The 18,227-nt window shown below is 55.9% G+C and carries 17 protein-coding genes; 10 read left to right on the top strand and 7 right to left on the bottom strand.

The features are described from left to right. The first annotated feature begins 8 nt into the window (after positions 1–8). The 9 genes from glmS to M2407_RS23575 all read left to right on the top strand — a co-directional run bounded on the left by glmS (position 9) and on the right by M2407_RS23575 (position 9,280). Positions 9–1,838 (top strand): glutamine--fructose-6-phosphate transaminase (isomerizing), encoded by a 1,830-nt coding sequence (glmS, locus tag M2407_RS23615; protein ID WP_046374842.1) that lies wholly within the window; start codon positions 9–11, stop codon positions 1,836–1,838. A 336-nt stretch (positions 1,839–2,174) separates the two neighbouring features. Next, positions 2,175–3,215 (top strand): phosphate ABC transporter substrate-binding protein PstS, encoded by a 1,041-nt coding sequence (gene pstS, locus M2407_RS23610; protein WP_020837719.1) that lies wholly within the window; start codon positions 2,175–2,177, stop codon positions 3,213–3,215. 92 nt (positions 3,216–3,307) lie between these two features. After that, complete coding sequence (pstC, locus tag M2407_RS23605; protein WP_044554283.1) at positions 3,308–4,264, top strand: phosphate ABC transporter permease PstC; 957 nt, start codon at positions 3,308–3,310, stop codon at positions 4,262–4,264. Position 4,265: 1 nt separating this feature from the next. Next, entirely contained in the window at positions 4,266–5,156 is an 891-nt protein-coding gene (pstA, locus tag M2407_RS23600) for a phosphate ABC transporter permease PstA (protein WP_041415128.1), read from the top strand. Positions 5,157–5,210: 54 nt separating this feature from the next. Then, the gene (gene pstB, locus M2407_RS23595; RefSeq protein ID WP_369982368.1) at positions 5,211–5,981 is read left to right on the top strand and encodes a phosphate ABC transporter ATP-binding protein PstB; all 771 of its coding nucleotides are present in this window, start codon (positions 5,211–5,213) and stop codon (positions 5,979–5,981) included. A gap of 11 nt (positions 5,982–5,992) precedes the next feature. Next, positions 5,993–6,727 (top strand): phosphate signaling complex protein PhoU, encoded by a 735-nt coding sequence (gene phoU, locus M2407_RS23590; RefSeq protein WP_020837725.1) that lies wholly within the window; start codon positions 5,993–5,995, stop codon positions 6,725–6,727. A 166-nt stretch (positions 6,728–6,893) separates the two neighbouring features. Continuing rightward, positions 6,894–7,733: an ABC transporter substrate-binding protein gene (locus M2407_RS23585; RefSeq protein WP_044554285.1), complete on the top strand. Its 840-nt coding sequence runs from the start codon at positions 6,894–6,896 to the stop codon at positions 7,731–7,733. A 79-nt stretch (positions 7,734–7,812) separates the two neighbouring features. Then, positions 7,813–8,538, top strand: a complete 726-nt coding sequence (locus M2407_RS23580; RefSeq protein ID WP_116691524.1) for an amino acid ABC transporter permease — start codon at positions 7,813–7,815, stop codon at positions 8,536–8,538. 1 nt (position 8,539) lies between these two features. Further along, the gene (locus M2407_RS23575; RefSeq protein WP_048759323.1) at positions 8,540–9,280 is read left to right on the top strand and encodes an amino acid ABC transporter permease; all 741 of its coding nucleotides are present in this window, start codon (positions 8,540–8,542) and stop codon (positions 9,278–9,280) included. On the opposite strand, the gene yieH is transcribed toward M2407_RS23575, so the two are convergent. Next, positions 9,273–9,938, bottom strand: a complete 666-nt coding sequence (yieH, locus tag M2407_RS23570; RefSeq protein ID WP_115060905.1) for a 6-phosphogluconate phosphatase — start codon at positions 9,936–9,938, stop codon at positions 9,273–9,275. The two genes, M2407_RS23575 and yieH, sit on opposite strands and share 8 nt — an antisense overlap. Before the next feature lie 349 nt (positions 9,939–10,287). On the opposite strand from yieH, the gene M2407_RS23565 reads away from it, so the two are divergent. Next, the gene (locus M2407_RS23565; RefSeq protein ID WP_020837732.1) at positions 10,288–11,625 is read left to right on the top strand and encodes an NCS2 family permease; all 1,338 of its coding nucleotides are present in this window, start codon (positions 10,288–10,290) and stop codon (positions 11,623–11,625) included. A gap of 37 nt (positions 11,626–11,662) precedes the next feature. On the opposite strand, the gene M2407_RS23560 is transcribed toward M2407_RS23565, so the two are convergent. The 6 genes from M2407_RS23560 to mnmE form a co-directional block, all read right to left on the bottom strand. Further along, a complete protein-coding gene (locus M2407_RS23560; RefSeq protein WP_041415130.1) occupies positions 11,663–12,712 on the bottom strand; it encodes a hypothetical protein in 1,050 nt (349 codons plus the stop codon). Between the two features lie 96 nt (positions 12,713–12,808). Beyond that, complete coding sequence (locus tag M2407_RS23555) at positions 12,809–13,375, bottom strand: NADPH-dependent FMN reductase (RefSeq protein WP_259220038.1); 567 nt, start codon at positions 13,373–13,375, stop codon at positions 12,809–12,811. Positions 13,376–13,554: 179 nt separating this feature from the next. After that, positions 13,555–14,280: a 4'-phosphopantetheinyl transferase superfamily protein gene (locus M2407_RS23550; RefSeq protein WP_020837736.1), complete on the bottom strand. Its 726-nt coding sequence runs from the start codon at positions 14,278–14,280 to the stop codon at positions 13,555–13,557. Between the two features lie 96 nt (positions 14,281–14,376). Then, the gene (locus M2407_RS23545) at positions 14,377–15,690 is read right to left on the bottom strand and encodes a lysine N(6)-hydroxylase/L-ornithine N(5)-oxygenase family protein (protein ID WP_259220037.1); all 1,314 of its coding nucleotides are present in this window, start codon (positions 15,688–15,690) and stop codon (positions 14,377–14,379) included. A 142-nt stretch (positions 15,691–15,832) separates the two neighbouring features. Continuing rightward, positions 15,833–16,633, bottom strand: a complete 801-nt coding sequence (locus M2407_RS23540; RefSeq protein ID WP_128864786.1) for an MBL fold metallo-hydrolase — start codon at positions 16,631–16,633, stop codon at positions 15,833–15,835. Between the two features lie 154 nt (positions 16,634–16,787). Then, positions 16,788–18,152, bottom strand: coding sequence for a tRNA uridine-5-carboxymethylaminomethyl(34) synthesis GTPase MnmE (gene mnmE / locus M2407_RS23535; protein ID WP_115060915.1), 1,365 nt, complete (start codon positions 18,150–18,152; stop codon positions 16,788–16,790). Positions 18,153–18,227 lie beyond the last annotated feature (75 nt).

Genomic DNA, 18,227 nt, shown 5'->3' with positions numbered 1-18,227 from the left:
TACAACTGATGTGTGGAATTGTAGGCGCAGTAGCGCAACGTGATATTGCAGAGATCCTGTTGGAAGGTTTACGCCGCCTTGAGTACCGTGGCTATGACTCAGCCGGTTTGGCAGTGGTGGATGCGGAAGGCAACGTGAACCGTTTACGCCGCGTGGGCAAGGTCAATAAACTGGCCGAAGCCGCGGAACAACATCCCTTGCACGGCGGCACCGGTATTGCTCACACCCGCTGGGCAACGCACGGTGAACCTACCGAAGCGAATGCGCACCCGCATGTTTCTGATTACATTACCGTGGTGCATAACGGCATCATCGAAAACCACGAACCGCTGCGTGAATTGCTGATCGAACGGGGCTATCACTTCAGCTCCGAGACCGATACCGAGGTGATTGCTCACCTGGTGCATTGGGAACAGCGCCAGGGCGGCAGCTTGCTGGAAGTGGTGCAGCGCGTGATCCCACAGCTGCGTGGCGCCTACGGCACCGTGGTAATGGATAGCCGCGACCCGAGCGTGCTGGTGGCAGCGCGTTCCGGCAGCCCGCTGGTGATCGGCCGCGGCGTGGGTGAAAACTTCCTGGCATCCGACCAATTGGCGCTGCTGCCGGTGACCCGTCGCTTTATCTTCCTGGAAGAAGGCGACGTGGTGGAAATGACCCGCCGCACCGTCAACATTTTCGACAAACAGGGTAACGCCGTTGAACGCCCTGAGATTGAATCTCAAGTGCAATACGACGCCGGTGATAAAGGCGCTTACCGCCATTACATGCAAAAAGAGATTTACGAACAGCCGCTGGCGCTGAAAAACACCCTGGAAGGGCGTTTCAGCCATGGCCAAATCAACCTGAGCGAGCTGGGACCGCGCGCCGATGAGCTGCTGGCGAAGGTGCAGCATGTGCAGATCATTGCCTGCGGTACGTCATACCACTCTGGCATGGTTGCTCGCTATTGGTTCGAATCTCTGGCCGGTGTGCCTTGCGACGTCGAGATCGCGTCTGAATTCCGTTACCGCAAATCTGCCGTGCGTCCGGGCAGCCTGATCATCACGCTGTCACAGTCCGGCGAAACCGCCGATACCCTGGCGGCGCTGCGCCTGTCGAAGGAATTGGGCTACCTCGGTTCGTTGGCGGTGTGTAACGTGGCCGGTTCTTCGCTGGTGCGTGAATCCGATTTGGCGCTGATGACCAAGGCCGGGACCGAAATTGGCGTGGCCTCTACCAAGGCCTTCACCACCCAGTTGGCGGTGTTGTTGATGCTGGTGGCGCGTTTGGGCCGACTGAAAGGCATGGCGGAAAGCGTTGAGCATGAAATCGTACACGGCCTGCAGGCGTTGCCGGCGCGTATCGAACAGATGCTGTCGCTGGACAAAAGCATTGAAGCGCTGGCGGAGGGGTTCTCCGACAAGCATCACGCGCTGTTCCTCGGCCGTGGCGATCAGTATCCGATCGCCATGGAGGGTGCACTGAAGCTGAAAGAGATCTCCTACATTCACGCGGAAGCCTATGCGGCCGGTGAATTGAAGCACGGCCCGCTGGCGTTGATCGATGCCGATATGCCGGTGATCGTGGTGGCGCCGAACAACGAACTGTTGGAAAAACTGAAATCCAACATCGAAGAAGTTCGCGCGCGCGGTGGCCAGCTGTATGTGTTCGCCGATCAGGATGCCGGTTTCGTCAGCAGCGAAGGCATGACCATCATTCCATTGCCGCACGTAGAAGAAATCGTGGCCCCTATCTTCTACACCGTGCCGTTGCAGCTGCTGTCTTACCATGTGGCGTTGATCAAAGGTACCGATGTTGACCAGCCGCGTAACCTGGCTAAGTCTGTCACCGTAGAGTAATCCGCTGCTGTTAATCTCTAAAAGCCGGCCACTGTGCCGGCTTTTTTCATTACGGGATCAAATATGACAAGAGTGCTACAGCGGAGATAAAAGTTGTCATATTCAAACGGATAGCGGCGATGGAAAGGGTTTTTTTATTGATTAATTACTGAGTGGTTTTATGTTTAATGGTTTGATTTTTATAGAGTAATCACATTCGTGTTCTCACTGTAATATAACTGTCATATTTCGTACATTTTACTGTCACCAAACTGTCCTATTTTCCCTCCTGCAGCAATACTTACTCTGATGAAAACGACTCAAAGTCGATTTTTGAATATCCCATTAGGAGGGATTATGAAACTGATGCGTACCACCGTCGCCAGTATTGTGGCAGCGACTTTCTCCCTGACCGCCGTGTCCGCGTTCGCTGCTGCTAGCCTGACCGGTGCAGGTGCGACATTCCCCGCTCCGGTTTATGCCAAGTGGGCAGATTCTTATCAGAAAGAAACCGGCAACAAAGTTAACTATCAGGGCATCGGCTCTTCTGGTGGCGTGAAGCAAATCGTCGCCAATACCGTTGACTTTGGTGCCTCCGATGCACCTTTGAGTGATGACAAGCTGGCGGCCGATGGCCTGTTCCAGTTCCCTACCGTGATCGGTGGCGTGGTGCTGGCCGTTAACATCCCGGGCATCAAATCCGGTGAGCTGACCCTGGATGGGAAAACCCTGGGTGATATCTACCTGGGCAACGTGAAAAAATGGAACGACCCGGCGATCACCAAGCTGAACCCAGGCGTCAAGCTGCCGGATCAGAACATTGCGGTTGTTCGTCGCGCGGACGGTTCAGGCACCTCTTTCGTGTTCACCAGCTATCTGTCTAAAGCCAACGCGCAGTGGAAAGAGAAAATCGGTGCAGGTTCTACCGTTAACTGGCCAACCGGTCTGGGCGGCAAGGGCAATGACGGCATCGCCGCATTCGTACAGCGTCTGCCAGGCTCCATCGGTTACGTTGAATACGCGTATGCCAAACAAAACAACCTGGCTTACACCAAGCTGATTTCTGCCGACGGCAAAGCGGTTAGCCCAACAGAAGAGAGCTTCAGCGCCGCCGCTAAAGGCGTTGACTGGAGCAAAACCTTCGCCCAGGACCTGACTAACCAGAAAGGTGACAACGCCTGGCCAATTACCTCCACCACCTTCATCCTGGTGCACAAAGAGCAGAAAAACCCGGCTCAGGGCACCGAAGTTCTGAAGTTCTTTGACTGGGCGTATAAAACCGGCGCCAAGCAGGCTAACGACCTGGATTACGCCACGCTGCCGAACGAAGTTATCGAGCAGGTGCGTGCAGCATGGAAAACCAACGTAAAAGACAGTTCCGGTAAAGCGCTGTACTAACAACGCAGGGGCGCGTGATTCGGCGCGCCCCACTCAGTTTTTCAGGGCTCAATTCAGGTTGGGCCTGCCAGGGTTAACACAGAGAGTGATCTATGGCTGAGTACAAGCCGACCATTAAAGCACCGAGTAAAAATGGTGACGTCATCTTCAGCGCGCTGGTTAAACTGGCGGCGCTGATTACCCTATTGTTGCTGGGCGGCATTATTGTTTCGCTGATCTTCGCCTCCTGGCCGAGCATACAGAAATTCGGTTTCTCCTTCCTGTGGACCAAAGAATGGGACGCGCCTGCTGAGCAGTTTGGCGCCCTGGTACCGATCTACGGCACCGTCGTCACCTCGCTGATCGCATTGATTATCGCCGTACCCGTCAGCTTCGGCATTGCGCTGTTCCTGACCGAGCTGGCACCAAACTGGCTGAGGCGCCCGCTGGGTATCGCCATTGAGCTGCTGGCCGCGATCCCGAGTATCGTTTATGGCATGTGGGGCCTGTTCGTGTTCGCCCCGCTGTTTGCCGAATATTTCCAGACCCCGGTTGGCGAGGTGCTGTCCGGCATTCCGATTGTCGGTGAGCTGTTCTCTGGCCCGGCGTTCGGTATCGGTATTCTGGCTGCCGGGGTGATCCTGGCGATTATGATTATTCCTTATATCGCCGCCGTAATGCGCGACGTGTTCGAACAAACCCCGGTGATGATGAAAGAGTCGGCCTATGGCATCGGCTGCACCACCTGGGAAGTGATTTGGCGCATCGTATTGCCGTTTACCAAGAATGGCGTGATTGGCGGTGTAATGCTCGGCTTGGGCCGTGCGCTGGGGGAAACCATGGCGGTGACCTTCATCATCGGTAACACCTACCAGCTCGACAGCGCTTCACTGTATATGCCGGGCAACAGCATCACCTCTGCACTGGCCAACGAATTCGCCGAAGCGGAGTCGGGCGTGCACACCGCCGCGTTGATGGAGTTGGGGCTGATTCTGTTTGTTATCACCTTTATCGTGCTGGCGCTGTCGAAGCTGATGGTGATGCGCCTGGCAAAGAGTGAGGGACGCTAACGTGACGACTATGGATATGCAAAATAGCGTAGCGCTGCTGGAAAGCCGCCGCAAAATGCAGGCCTGGCGCCGCCAGAAGAACCGACTGGCGCTGTTCCTGTCGATGGCGACCATGGTGTTTGGCCTGTTCTGGCTGGTGTGGATCCTGTTCTCCACCGTGACCAAGGGCATCGACGGCATGTCGCTGGCGCTGTTCACCGAAATGACTCCTCCGCCGAATACCGCGGGCGGTGGCCTGGCAAACGCCATCGCCGGTAGCGGCCTGTTGATCCTGTGGGCTACCGTGTTCGGTACGCCGCTGGGCATCATGGCGGGGATTTACCTGGCGGAATATGGCCGTAAATCCTGGCTGGCGGAAGTCATCCGTTTTATTAACGACATTCTGTTATCGGCACCGTCGATTGTTGTGGGCCTGTTCGTGTACACCATCGTGGTGGCGAAGATGGAACACTTCTCCGGTTGGGCCGGGATCATCGCGTTGGCGCTGTTGCAGGTACCGATCGTGATCCGTACCACCGAGAATATGCTGAAGCTGGTGCCGGATACGCTGCGCGAAGCCGCTTATGCGCTGGGCACGCCGAAATGGCGCATGATTTCCGCCATCACGTTGAAAGCCTCGGTCTCCGGCATCATCACCGGCGTGCTGCTGGCGATTGCGCGTATCGCAGGGGAAACCGCACCGTTGCTGTTTACCTCGCTGTCGAATCAGTTCTGGAGCACCGACCTGATGCAGCCGATCGCCAACCTGCCGGTGACCATTTTCAAATTCGCCATGAGCCCGTTCGCCGAATGGCAAGAGCTGGCCTGGGCCGGGGTGCTGTTGATAACCCTGTGCGTACTGCTACTGAATATCCTGGCGCGTGTGGTTTTCGCCAAGAAAAAGCATTCATAAAATTTTGAGCGCTGCCGTGGCGGCGCTGATGAAAAGAGAGAAGTCTTGATGAGTATGGTTACTGACGCTTCCAGCAGCAAAATTCAGGTACGCGATCTGAACTTCTACTATGGCAAATTCCATGCGCTGAAAAACATCACGCTGGATATCGCCAAGAACAAGGTTACCGCGTTTATCGGCCCGTCCGGCTGCGGCAAATCTACCCTGCTGCGCACCTTCAACAAAATGTATCAGCTGTACCCCGAGCAGCGTGCCGAAGGTGGCATTCTGCTGGATGGGCAGAACATTCTGACCGACAACTCGGATATCGCACTGCTGCGTGCCAAGGTCGGCATGGTGTTCCAGAAGCCGACGCCGTTCCCGATGTCGATTTACGACAATATCGCCTTCGGTGTGCGCCTGTTTGAAAAGCTGTCACGTGCCGACATGGATGAGCGTGTGCAGTGGGCCTTGACCAAGGCGGCGCTGTGGAACGAAACCAAGGACAAGCTGCACCAGAGCGGTTACAGCCTGTCGGGTGGCCAGCAGCAACGTCTGTGCATCGCCCGCGGCATTGCCATTCGTCCGGACGTGTTATTGCTGGACGAACCTTGCTCGGCGCTGGATCCGATTTCCACCGGTAAGATTGAAGAGCTGATCAGCGAACTGAAGTCTGACTACACCGTGGTGATCGTAACCCACAACATGCAGCAGGCCGCGCGTTGCTCCGACTCCACGGCATTTATGTATCTGGGCGAACTGATCGAGTTCAGTGATACTGATAACCTGTTCACCGCGCCACAGAAAAAACAGACCGAAGACTACATCACCGGCCGTTATGGTTGATAGGATGCATCATGGATAACCTGAATTTAAATAAGCACATTTCCGGCCAGTTCAACGCAGAACTGGAGCATATCCGCACCCAGGTATTGACCATGGGCGGGCTGGTGGAACAGCAACTGACCGACGCTATCACCGCGATGCACAATCAGGACGGTGAATTGGCCAAGCGCGTGATCGAAGGCGACGCCAAGGTCAATATGATGGAAGTGGCGATTGACGAAGCCTGCGTACGGATCATCGCCAAACGCCAGCCGACCGCCAGCGACCTGCGTCTGGTGATGGCGATCATCAAAACCATTTCCGAGCTGGAACGCATCGGCGACGTGGCGGACAAGATTTGCCGCACCGCGCTGGAGAAATTCTCGCACCAGCACCAGCCACTGCTGGTCAGCCTGGAGTCGCTTGGTCGCCATACCGTGCAGATGCTGCACGACGTGCTGGACGCCTTCGCGCGCATGGATTTAGATGAAGCTATCCGCATTTACCGCGAAGACCGGAAGGTCGATCAGGAATATGAGGGCATCGTACGCCAGTTGATGACCTACATGATGGAAGATACGCGTACTATCCCAAGCGTGCTGACCGCGTTATTCTGTGCCCGTTCGATCGAGCGTATCGGTGACCGCTGCCAGAACATTTGCGAATTTATCTTCTATTTCGTCAAAGGTCAGGACTTCCGTCATATCGGTGGCGACGCGCTGGAAAAGCTGCTGTCATCCGACGGAAAAGACGATAAAAAAGAGTAATTTCCCCCGAGAGTTACCCCTGAAGGCGCAGAAAACTGCGCCTTTATGCTGTTTAAAACCCTTAAAGACAAAAAGGTTATAAATATAGCTTTTTATATTATTTCCTGACCTAAGTGGGTCTTGCTAGCTTAGCAGCCAGCAGGACATCAACCCTTAGGAGCTCCCCATGAAACATCGCGCTTTGGCCTTAACCTTATTAGCCAGCCTGACCAGCCTCGCCACCGGTGCCGCGCATGCGGACAAACTCGACGACATCAAGAAAGCCGGCGTAGTGCGTATCGCGGTGTTCGACAGCAATCCGCCGTTCGGTTATATCGACCCGCAAAGCAAAAAGCTGGTGGGTTACGATGTAGATGTCGCCGATGCGATCGGCAAAGCGCTGGGCGTGAAGGTTGAGCTGCGAGCCACCAACCCGGCCAACCGTATTCCTTTGCTGGTCTCGAAAAAGGTCGACCTGATTGCCGCTAACTTCACCATTACCGACGAGCGCGCCAAGGAAGTGAACTTCAGCGTGCCGTATTTCGCCACCGGCCAGAAATTTATCGCCCATAAAGGCGTGCTGAAAACCCCGGAAGACATCAAAAAGCTGCGCATTGGCGCGGACAAAGGCACGGTGCAGGAAATTACCCTGCGTGAACATTATCCGACGGCGAAAGTGATCTCTTACGACGATACCCCGCTGGCGTTCGTGGCGCTGCGTAACGGTAACGTGCAGGCGATCACCCAGGATGACGCCAAGCTGGTGGGCCTGCTCGGCAACCTGCCGGCCGCCCAGAAAGCTGACTTCGAGATCTCGCCGTTCAGCATTACCAAAGAGTACCAGGGAGTCGGCATTCCCAAAGGCGAAGATCGCCTGACCGCCAGCGTTAACGACACGCTGATCAAACTGGAAAAGGACGGCGAAGCGGTGAAAATCTACAATCGCTGGTTCGGGCCGGAAACCAAAACGGCTCAACCGCGCGGCGATTTCACCATCGCACCCCTGGATCAGCAGCCTAAGGCCTGATTCTGCGGGGTCGTGAAGTCAGAACGGAGGGGCGCAGCTTGCTGCGCCCTTGGCGCATGGTGCAAAACAAGGATTAGGCATGAATCTGCAACAACTCTCAGACTGGCTGCTGGCGCCGCAGTATCTGAGCTGGTTATGGGATGGCTTCCTGCTGACGCTGTGGCTTTCCGCCTGTGCGAGCCTGGCAGCCACGCTGTTGGGTTTTTTACTGACGGCGATGCGTGACAGCCGCCTGAGGGTGCTGCGCTGGCTGGCGGTCGGTTACAGCTCATTGTTTCGCAATACGCCGCTGCTGGTGCAGCTGTTCTTCTGGTATTTCGCCGCCGGGCAGATTTTGCCGTCTGCCGCCATGCAGTGGCTGAATACGCCACACCACATCGGCCTGCTTGAGTGGCCCTCATTTGAATTTCTGGCCGGTTTCTTCGGCCTGACGCTTTACTCCACTGCTTTTATCGCTGAAGAGATCCGCTCCGGCATCCGTGGTGTCGCCAGCGGACAAAAGTACGCCGCCAACGCGCTGGGGCTGACCGGATGGCAGGCCATGCGCTATGTGGTGCTGCCGCAGGCGCTTAAAATTGCCATGCCGCCGCTACTGGGCCAATACATGAACGTAATAAAAAACTCCTCGCTGACCATGGCGATCGGCGTCGCTGAACTTTCCTATGCTTCGCGTCAGGTAGAAACCGAGACGCTACGCACCTTCCAGGCCTTTGGCGTGGCGACGGTGTTGTATATCGCCATCATTGCGCTATTAGAAGGTTGGGGCATGTGGCGGCAGCAGCGTAAACCGCTGGGAGGACATTAAGATGGATTTCAGCATCATTTACGACAACCTGGGATATCTGCTGTGGGGCACCTGGCCGGATGGGCCGCTGGGGGGCGCGGCGCTGACACTGGCTATCAGCCTGATGGCGGGGGTGGCTTCGGCTATTCTCGGCACGCTGTTGGGGGTGGCATTGGCGATGTCACGCGGTGTGGTGGCCGGGCTGTTGGCGGCGATTTTGGGCTTTTTCCGCGCAATTCCGGTGATCATGCTGATTTTCTGGACCTATTTCCTGCTGCCCATCGTTTTTGGCGTAGATATTCCTGAAATTACCACGGTGGTTTGCGCTCTGGCGTTGATCGCCTCCGCCTATCTGGCGCATGCGGTGAAAGCCGGCATTGCCGCCATCGGGCCGGGGCAGTGGCAGGCCGGGTTATCGTTGGGGCTGACCCGCTGGCAAACGCTGTGGTTGATAGTGCTGCCGCAGGCGCTGCGCATGATGGTGCCGTCGTTTATCAACCAGTGGATTTCGCTGATCAAGGACACCTCCCTGGCCTATATCGTTGGTGTCAGTGAGCTGACCTTTCTGGCGACACAGGTCAACAACCGCAGCATGGTGTATCCGATGGAGGTATTCCTGTTTATCGCGTTGGTGTACTTCGTGTTCTGCCTGGCGTTGGATCTGCTGGCCAATGCGATCAATCGCCGCTACAGCCCGCAGACCCGGGCTGTAAAACGGTCATGGCGCTGGTGGCGCAACAAACCGCCGTTGCCGGCTAGTTAGTCAGCTGCCAGCCGCGTTCACGCCAGAGCGCCGGCAATTGCGCCAGATTATCGAATGCGGTGACCAAGGGGTGATCGATAGGTTTATTGTGCGGATCGGCGCAGAAGTAAAACACCGGGATCCCGGCGGCGATCCCTGCCTGTGCTCCGGCGGCGGAATCGTCCACCAGGATGCAGCGCTCCACCGGCACCTGCATTTTTTCGGCGGCGTGGAACACAATGGCCGGATCCGGCTTCCAGCGTTGGATGTCATAGCCGCTGAACAACCGGTCATCAAAATAGTGCAGCATATCGGTCAGGCCGAGCGAGTGTTGCATTTTGCTGACCGGGCCGTTGGAAACGGTGCACATCGGCACCTTCACCTGTGCCAGCAGTTCACGCGCCCCGGCGATTTGTTGCAGCTCGCTATCGAACAAGCGGGCCACTTCCTGGCGGTACAGCGGTTCAAGCTCTTCCTTTGCCAGCGTGGTGCCCTGTTCTGCATTAACCTGTTCGATAATTTCGTACAGCTTCACTCCTTTGAATCTTCTGAACACGTCGTCCAGCGACAGGTGGATGCCGAAGTGGGCAAACATGTGCACATAGGCTTTGCTGCACAGCACTTCGCTGTCCACCAGCGTGCCGTCGCAATCAAACAAAATACAGTCAATCTGGTTCATCAGCGTCAGTGTCCTTCGAGTCAACAGCGATAATGCCACTTTAACCGCATCAGGCAGGATTGCGACTCCTGAATCCTGGTTTTCCGATGAATATCAGCAAATACAACCTGTTGGGGTTTATGGCCGTAAAGACGGCGAAAAAAACCTGTGATCAGCATCAAAACCCTGACTTTTTGTTATATACCCGGCATACTTGAAGCCGCATCTGTGTTGGCTGCGAACGCTCACCCCAGTCACTTACTTGAGTAAGCTCTTGGGGATTCGCGTTCTTGCCGCCGTGATGCGACTCCAATTATTTTGGGCATAGGATAGCCGGCGACTGTCCATTCCCCTCTTCGGAATTCTGATAATGAGCAAACCAGTATCTGGCCTTGACGTCGAGCAAGGCTTGCTTGGGCGCGTGTTTAAACTCAAGCAACATGGCACTACGGCGCGTACGGAAACGATTGCCGGTATTACCACCTTTTTGACCATGGTGTATATCGTGTTCGTTAACCCCCAAATCCTGGGCGCGGCGGGCATGGATACGCAGGCGGTGTTCGTGACAACCTGTCTGATTGCCGCTTTCGGCAGCATTTTCATGGGCCTGCTGGCGAACCTGCCGGTAGCGCTGGCACCGGCGATGGGCCTCAATGCGTTCTTCGCATTTGTGGTGGTCGGCGCAATGGGCATCTCATGGCAGATCGGCATGGGTGCCATTTTCTGGGGGGCAGTCGGTTTATTGCTGCTGACCATTTTCCGCGTACGCTACTGGATGATTGCCAATATTCCGATGAGCCTGCGGGTGGGCATTACCAGCGGTATCGGTCTGTTTATCGGCATGATGGGGCTGAAAAATGCCGGTATCGTGGTGGCTAACCCGGACACGCTGGTGACCATCGGCAGCCTGACTTCGCACAACGTGCTGCTGGGCGCGCTGGGCTTCTTTATCATCGCGGTATTGTCTTCACGCAACTTCCATGCGGCAGTGCTGATTTCTATCGTGGTGACCACGCTGATCGGCTGGGCGTTGGGCGATGTGAAATACGGCGGCGTATTCTCGATGCCTCCTAACATCACGTCGGTAGTGGGTCAGGTTGATCTGGCCGGGGCGCTGAATATTGGCCTGGCCGGGGTGATTTTCTCCTTTATGCTGGTCAACCTGTTCGACTCCTCTGGTACCTTGATTGGCGTAACCGACAAGGCCGGGCTGACTGACGACAAGGGTAAGTTCCCGCGCATGAAGCAGGCACTGTATGTCGACAGCATCAGTTCGGTAGCCGGTTCCTTTGTCGGCACTTCTTCGGTTACCGCCTACATTGAAAGCTCCGCCGGGGTGTCTGTCGGCGGCCGTACCGGCCTGACCGCTGTGGTAACCGGTATCCTGTTCCTGTTGGTGATTTTCCTGTCGCCGTTGGCGGGTATGGTGCCGGCTTATGCCGCAGCCGGCGCGCTGATCTACGTTGGCGTGCTGATGACATCAAGTTTGGCGCGGGTGAAGTGGGATGACCTGACCGAAGCCGTTCCGGCGTTCGTCACGGCAGTGATGATGCCATTCAGCTTCTCGATCACCGAAGGCATTGCGCTCGGCTTTATTTCCTATTGCGTGATGAAGCTGGGGACCGGTCGCTGGCGCGAAATCAGCCCATGCGTGGTGGTGGTGGCGCTGCTGTTTGTGCTGAAAATTGTGTTTGTAGACGGCCATTAATACGGCAAGGGCCGACGCTGGTCGGCCCCGTTATCTTTTAGGCACCCGGCGTTGCGTCGGGCGCCTGCTGCAACATCCACTGTAAAGGTCGTTTAAAACGGGCCTGCCAGCCGCCGTCAGGGTTCTCTCCCTGAGAAAAATGCAGCGTTTCTACCTGGTTATTCTCACTGAACAAATTGGCGAAATGCATCGCCAGCGCCTGATCGCTGAAGTTTTGCCGATCGTAATACGCCACCACCAAGCGCTTATTGGTCGCCAGCGATTGCTGGGCCTGCTTGATCTCACCATTGGGGGCGATCAGCATCGCGCCGGCATATAGCTGGGGATATTTGGCCAGCAGATTGGCCGCGTGCAGCGCTCCTTGCCCACGGGCGGTGAGGTAGACCTGCTGCGGGTTGAGTTTTAGTTCTGCGGCCGGTTGCAAAGCCCGCCGGATCGCGCTTTGGGTGCTTTCGTCACTGTAATTCGACCAGCGGAAGCTGTTCTCCGACAGCATCTGGGTACCGTTGATCTCAACATAGGCCACGCCCATCTCGCTAAACAACAAACGCTCTTCGGGTGTGATGCCGGCGCTCTTGCCGTAGGTATGCAGGTACACCACCGTTGGCCAGCCGCCGGCAGGCGGTGTGCCTTCAGGAATGGCGTAGCTGGCTTTGCCTTCGTACCAATGCGCATGTTGCAGGTAGCGGGCTTTGGTGACCGCCAATATTGATTGATAGGTCCTGCTGTGCTGAATGCTATTGAAGGCGTCGTCCTCCAACAGGTTGTAGTAATACCACAACCCGCGATCGGCACTCAGCTGCAGATAGCGCTCCGCCAGTTCGGTTTGGCCCTTTTCCGCCGAAGAGGCCGCCAGTTGATAGGGGGCCCATATGTTCCGCCCGTCTTCGCGCATCAGCGTCAGGTACAGCGACATGGCCGCGATCTTTTTGTCTTCCTGGCCCTGGGCGGTGCGTGGGTATTGGGCATTCAAAGGGCTATGTACCGGCAGCTCGATCGGCTCTTCTCCGGCGGGATAACGCATTTCTGCGGCTGATAATGGTCTGGTGATGAAAGCCAGTAATATGGCTAAAATGAGAAAATACATAATTTTATGACTTTAATTTTAATGGGTTATAAAGTGATCTCTCATAAGAATGACGCCTTCAGTCAATTTTCTGCCGAAGGCGTCTGTAAAATAATCTTACTTCAGTCGACGAATATAATCACTGAATGCGGACAGCTGGCCGGTGAGGAAGTCCAGCGTGCCCTGATCAATCAACTCCCCAGCCTGAGCATCCACTTTATTCTGGATCACGCCGCCCATAAATTCCGGTTTGTTCATCACCATGGCATCGAGAAACACCAGGATCTGGCGCAGGTGATACTGGCAGCGCGCGCCGCCAATCGGCCCCATAGAGCTGGTCTGAATGGCTACGGGTTTACCGGCTAACGGCTGGTTTGGCAGGCGAGACACCCAGTCGATGGCGTTTTTTAACCCGCCCGGCACCGAGTAGTTATATTCCGGGGTAACGATGATAACGCCGTCCGCCTGACGGATTTGCTCTGCGATCGCTTCCACTGCAGCAGGGAAACCTTCTTCCTGTTGCACATCGGCATCATACAGCGGGATATCACGGATTGAAGGAAGCGCTTCGATGGTGACGCCTTGTGGCGCAAGGCCCGGCAGGGCATTGGCGACCATGGCGTTGTACGAGCCTTTACGCAGGCTGCCGAGCAGGGTAACGATTTTTAATGCTTGGTCTGACATGGTGATTCTCCCTTTCGAATGAACAGATTCAGCTTAGAACATCAGGAGATAGTAGGGCAAAGCTGCAGGAGAGAATAGATGATTGCTGAATATTTAGCTGACTTTACAGTTTTATGCAGGAATTTATGCGTTAAAGAAAGTTTTATCTCAGGGGTTCGTCGCAGGGTAAGCGGCCGATGTCAGCGGTGAAGTGCCAGGCTGGTCAGTTTGATAAAGCGGGTGGAACTGGCCGGTGCTCGTGGAGAGATCTCGCCGTTTTTCTGCAGGCCTTTATTGGCTTCATACTGCCAGCATACCAGACGTTCCAGGCTGGGTTCGCGTGCGCAAGCCCAGCTCAGATATTCGTCGGCATCGCTCATTACCTGAACCTGGGGGGTGATGCTGGATCGCAGGTGGCCGGAAAAAGGGTGCAGCAGCAGCGACGATTGCCCGCTGTTACCCAGGCCGGAAATTTTCAACACGCTTTGACGGATGCTCCACAGCTGCGTTTCCGCCTCCAGCCGATCGTATTGCGCACTGATCCAGGCACTTTCTGCCGGCGTTTGAAATTGGTCTTGCAGCCTTTTCTGTTGCCCGCCCCGGGCACGCATGACTTCAATATCCAGCCCCACCTTGCCTTCATCGCTTAACAAAACCCCTACCGTATCGCTGGCGTAGGCCAGGCTGAAATCGGGCAGGTGGTTGTCGACAAAACAGGGACGGCCGGTAGGTGTGGTAGCGATGGGGGGCAATGTCGGCAGGCCGTAGAGATAAAACATCATTTCGGCGAGCAGGATACGCCCCTGCAGAAAGCGTTGGCGGCGTTTAATGGAAAAAGCGGTGGTAGCAGCAACGACCTCGGCGGAGAGCCTCCGGGTATCCAGTGCGGTGGACGTGGGGATCCATCGGGCAAAATGACACGCCATTATTCACTCCATACCAGAGGGGTCGCTGAAAACGCAGGGGAGTTAGATTAAGCATAAGTCGAGGATTTATCATCAAAAAACAGTATGCGTTTTATCCTATTTATTTGTTTGAGTAATATCATCGTCCGGGGCAGCGCCGCTCCACCATTGGATCAGCGAGGCGTTTGGTGCCAGATCAAAATGGGGTTTACCGAGCAGATGATTCAGAATGCGTGCTGAGCGCCAGGCCATCAGGCTGAGCCCGCCTTCCGCGCTGCCGTGGCTGTGGATACCGGCATTCACCGCATAAATGCGATTCTGCTCAGGCCCCTGCCATTCGAGGTTAAAATCGGGCAGTAACGGCAAGTGTTGTTGGTCGTCGAAAGGAATGCGTGGCAACAGGGGGTTTAAATAGGCAGGGAGTGAAGGGCGATAACCGGTTGCTAAAATGACGACATCGGCATTGAATCCTTCCTGGCGATTTTCAAGACCGTGTCGGGTGCGCAATTGGAACCCTTTGCCTGTCGGCTCGATCGCCAGCAGAGTGCGATGCGGCAAAAGACGCACGTTGCGCGGCTGGTGCATCACATCGAAACGCATATAAAGCTCCCGGTACAAAGTACGTAGCGTATGGTTACTAATACCGTCGGCCGGCAGTTTCTGAGTCTTGAGTTCGCGCTCGCGGATATCCTGCGGCAGCGTATAAAAATAATCGACGTACTCCGGGGTGAAATATTCATTGGTGAAGGCAGACTCGTCCAGCGGCTGAAAATTGGGCCGACGGGAAATCCAGTCGAGCTGTGCCGGTTCGCCCCAGTGCCCCCGCAGCGCGTTCAGAAAAATATCGGCACCGCTTTGGCCGCCGCCAATCACCGCCACCCGCTTACCGGTCAGATCCGGATTACGCAGGCCGATTTCGGCGGCATGCAGGCAGTTTTCACCCAGTGCCGGATAAAACTCCTCAGGCAGCCAGGGGTCGTGGCCGGTGCCCAGACAGATATTCTTCGCCCACAGGGTTTGGTCGCGGGTGCGTACTTTGAACAGCTGTTTTTCATCGTCAAAATCGATGCTTTCAACCGACTGCGAAAACTGTAACCCTTCTAATCTATTACAGGCCCAGCTCAAATAGTCGGAGAACTCTTCACGGCTGATAATTTGCTGTTCGGTAATCAGAAAACGATAAATTTTTTTCTGCTCGACCAGGTAATTGATAAAGGAGAATTGGCTGCGAGGCGTTACCGCCGTAACCAGGTCCTGCAACACATAGGTCTGCATATAGGCGGAAGGGAGCAGCATGCCGGGATGCCAACGGAAGCTGGCGTTGCGATCGAGAAAGGCATAATTCAGTGCACCACTTTCATAGGCCAACGCCGCCAGGCTGAGGTTGAAAGGGCCAAGGCCGACGCCGAGTAAATCCAGTGGTTCATTCATTTTTTCTTATCTCTTTGACGGAAATCGCTGAGATAAGCTTAGGTGAATTTTTGCAAGAAGGAGGAGAAAGCAGGCGTTTGTCGGGGGTTCTTCCTGCCAGATTCTGTGGCAGGAAGCGAAAACCAGCTGGCTTGTTAACGTCTTATTCCAGCACGAAAGTGTCTCCGGTCGCGGGTGACATCACCTCCGGTAGCCACAGGCGTCCCCAGGTTCCGGTGCAATGGCACCCCATTAATTTCTCTGGTTTTTGCTGATAAAGAAAATGTCTTACCCGCCATAGCGTGCGCGGCGACGCGCAGCGCAGATGAAAACCGCCGATCAAAGCGTGGATCCGATCGATCCCAGTGATTTTCTGGCAGTGACGCACGATGTGAATGATCCCGCGATGCCCGCAACCGGTAATAATCACCAGCCCGCGATCGGATTTATAAATCAGCACGCCTTCGTCGATGACATAGTCCACTCCTGCATTTTCCCCGACAATCACGCCATAGGCGCGCGGTGCGGGTACTGCGATTTCGCCTGACCACATAAAACGATCGCTGATAGACAGTGGTTTGCGGCTGTACTCCATGCGGTGGCGTGAGTAATCGATATCCAAAGAGAGCTTTTTGATTTTGCGGGTGTGGCCCAGTACCTTCAGCGCCGCATAGCGTTCGTCGCCGATCTGCGGATGGCAGATAATGCGGCTGCCGTCAGGCAGCCAGGTGACGCCGCCGCAGTGGTCATAGTGGCCATGAGAGAGCACGGTTGCGGTTATTGTGGAGAGATCTACGCCCATCAGCCGCGCATTGTGCAGGAAACTGCCGTCAGGGCCGGTATCAAATAAAACGCTGGCAGTTTCATCCTGAAGCAGCAGGCTTAAGCCTGCCTTGGCCAGCAGTGACGGATTGGCGCTGGCGGCGCGGCGGTTTTCCAGCAGCACCTTGAAGGTTAATGCCATCTTTGCTCGTTCCTGAGAAGGATCCCTGACCCACCAGTATATCTAGGGAGTTATGACGGCTCTGTGAGCCAAGGCGCAGAGCGGGGCAAAGAAAAACGGCCAGAACAAAGGTTTGTCCTGGCCGTGAATAGGTCGCTTGTTACGTTACCGCCGCTTATTTACCGATGCAGAAGCTGGAGAAAATGCGTCCCAGCAGGTCATCTGAGGTAAATTCGCCGGTGATTTCACTCAGCGCTTGCTGCGCCAGTCGCAATTCTTCGGCCAGCAGCTCCCCCGCGTAAGCGCTCACTAACTGTTCTTTGCCCTCGACCAGATGCTGGGCTGCTTGCTCAAGCGCCTGCAGGTGGCGGCGACGTGCCAGGAAACCGCCTTCCATATTGCTGGTGAAGCCCATACTCTGCTTCAGGTGGTCCCGCAGCAGGTCGATACCTTCACCGGTGCGCGCCGACAGGCGAATAAGTGAGTGACCATTTACTTCTGTCATGCCCAAGGGTTCACCGGTGATGTCGGCTTTGTTACGTACTACGGTGATCGGCAGACGATGCGGCAGACGTGCCATAAACTCCGGCCAAATCTCTGCCGGTTCGGTTGCCGCGGTGGTGGTGCCATCGACCATAAACAGCACGCGGTCGGCCTGTTCGATCTCGTTCCACGCACGTTCGATACCGATACGCTCCACTTCGTCGCTGGCTTCGCGCAGGCCGGCGGTGTCGATGATGTGTAAAGGCATGCCGTCGATGTGAATATGCTCGCGCAGCACGTCGCGAGTGGTGCCGGCGATATCGGTGACGATAGCCGCTTCGCGACCGGCCAGTTCGTTCAACAGGCTGGATTTACCGGCGTTAGGACGCCCGGCGATCACCACTTTCATCCCTTCGCGCAGCAGGCTGCCCTGACGCGCTTCTGCGCGTACGTTGGAAAGAGAGGCCATGACTCCGTTGAGCTGCGCCTCGATTTTACCGTCAGACAGGAAGTCGATTTCCTCATCCGGGAAGTCTATCGCTGCTTCTACATAGATTCGCAGGTGAGTAAGTGCTTCCACAAGCTGGTTGATGCGGGTGGAGAACGCCCCCTGCAGCGAGTTCATGGCAGAACGTGCCGCCTGCTCGGAACTGGCGTCGATCAGGTCGGCAATCGCTTCGGCCTGCGCCAGATCCAGCTTGTCATTAAGGAAGGCACGCTCGGAAAATTCGCCGGGACGGGCGATACGCACGCCGGGCAGCGCCAGTACGCGTTTGAGCAGCAAATCGAGGATAACCGGCCCGCCGTGGCCTTGCAGTTCCAGCACGTCTTCGCCGGTAAACGAGTTCGGGCCAGGAAACCACAGCGCGATGCCCTGGTCCAGAGTGGCGCCTTCGGCATCACGGAACGGCAGGTAATCGGCGTAACGCGGCTTCGGCAGTTTGCCGAGCAGGGCCTGGGCTACGTCTTTGGCGCCACGGCCGGAAATACGCAAAATGCCGACGCCGCCGCGTCCCGGCGGGGTGGCTTGGGCTACGATGGTATCGGTGGTGCTCATAGTGATTCTCTCTGACGATTCAATATGCAAAAAGGCGGTCTTAATGACCGCCTCTTATCTTTTGCTGCAAGGGTT

Source organism: Serratia sp. BIGb0234 (genome assembly GCF_024809915.1).
GTDB lineage: Bacteria > Pseudomonadota > Gammaproteobacteria > Enterobacterales > Enterobacteriaceae > Serratia > Serratia liquefaciens.
Note: the sequence above shows the minus strand (reverse complement) of the source record. Positions and strands in the feature narration are given on the sequence as shown.

Excerpts from the sequence above, each read along its gene's own strand:
- phoU (WP_020837725.1), top strand. The coding sequence starts at position 5,993 with ATGGATAACCTGAATTTAAATAAGCACATTTCCGGCCAGTTCAACGCA.
- M2407_RS23585 (WP_044554285.1), top strand. The coding sequence starts at position 6,894 with ATGAAACATCGCGCTTTGGCCTTAACCTTATTAGCCAGCCTGACCAGC.
- M2407_RS23555 (WP_259220038.1), bottom strand. The coding sequence starts at position 13,375 with ATGTCAGACCAAGCATTAAAAATCGTTACCCTGCTCGGCAGCCTGCGT.
- pstC (WP_044554283.1), top strand. The coding sequence starts at position 3,308 with ATGGCTGAGTACAAGCCGACCATTAAAGCACCGAGTAAAAATGGTGAC.
- pstB (WP_369982368.1), top strand. The coding sequence starts at position 5,211 with ATGGTTACTGACGCTTCCAGCAGCAAAATTCAGGTACGCGATCTGAAC.
- pstS (WP_020837719.1), top strand. The coding sequence starts at position 2,175 with ATGAAACTGATGCGTACCACCGTCGCCAGTATTGTGGCAGCGACTTTC.
- M2407_RS23565 (WP_020837732.1), top strand. The coding sequence starts at position 10,288 with ATGAGCAAACCAGTATCTGGCCTTGACGTCGAGCAAGGCTTGCTTGGG.
- M2407_RS23575 (WP_048759323.1), top strand. The coding sequence starts at position 8,540 with ATGGATTTCAGCATCATTTACGACAACCTGGGATATCTGCTGTGGGGC.
- yieH (WP_115060905.1), bottom strand. The coding sequence starts at position 9,938 with ATGAACCAGATTGACTGTATTTTGTTTGATTGCGACGGCACGCTGGTG.
- M2407_RS23580 (WP_116691524.1), top strand. The coding sequence starts at position 7,813 with ATGAATCTGCAACAACTCTCAGACTGGCTGCTGGCGCCGCAGTATCTG.
- mnmE (WP_115060915.1), bottom strand. The coding sequence starts at position 18,152 with ATGAGCACCACCGATACCATCGTAGCCCAAGCCACCCCGCCGGGACGC.
- M2407_RS23560 (WP_041415130.1), bottom strand. The coding sequence starts at position 12,712 with ATGTATTTTCTCATTTTAGCCATATTACTGGCTTTCATCACCAGACCA.
- glmS (WP_046374842.1), top strand. The coding sequence starts at position 9 with ATGTGTGGAATTGTAGGCGCAGTAGCGCAACGTGATATTGCAGAGATC.
- M2407_RS23545 (WP_259220037.1), bottom strand. The coding sequence starts at position 15,690 with ATGAATGAACCACTGGATTTACTCGGCGTCGGCCTTGGCCCTTTCAAC.
- M2407_RS23550 (WP_020837736.1), bottom strand. The coding sequence starts at position 14,280 with ATGGCGTGTCATTTTGCCCGATGGATCCCCACGTCCACCGCACTGGAT.
- M2407_RS23540 (WP_128864786.1), bottom strand. The coding sequence starts at position 16,633 with ATGGCATTAACCTTCAAGGTGCTGCTGGAAAACCGCCGCGCCGCCAGC.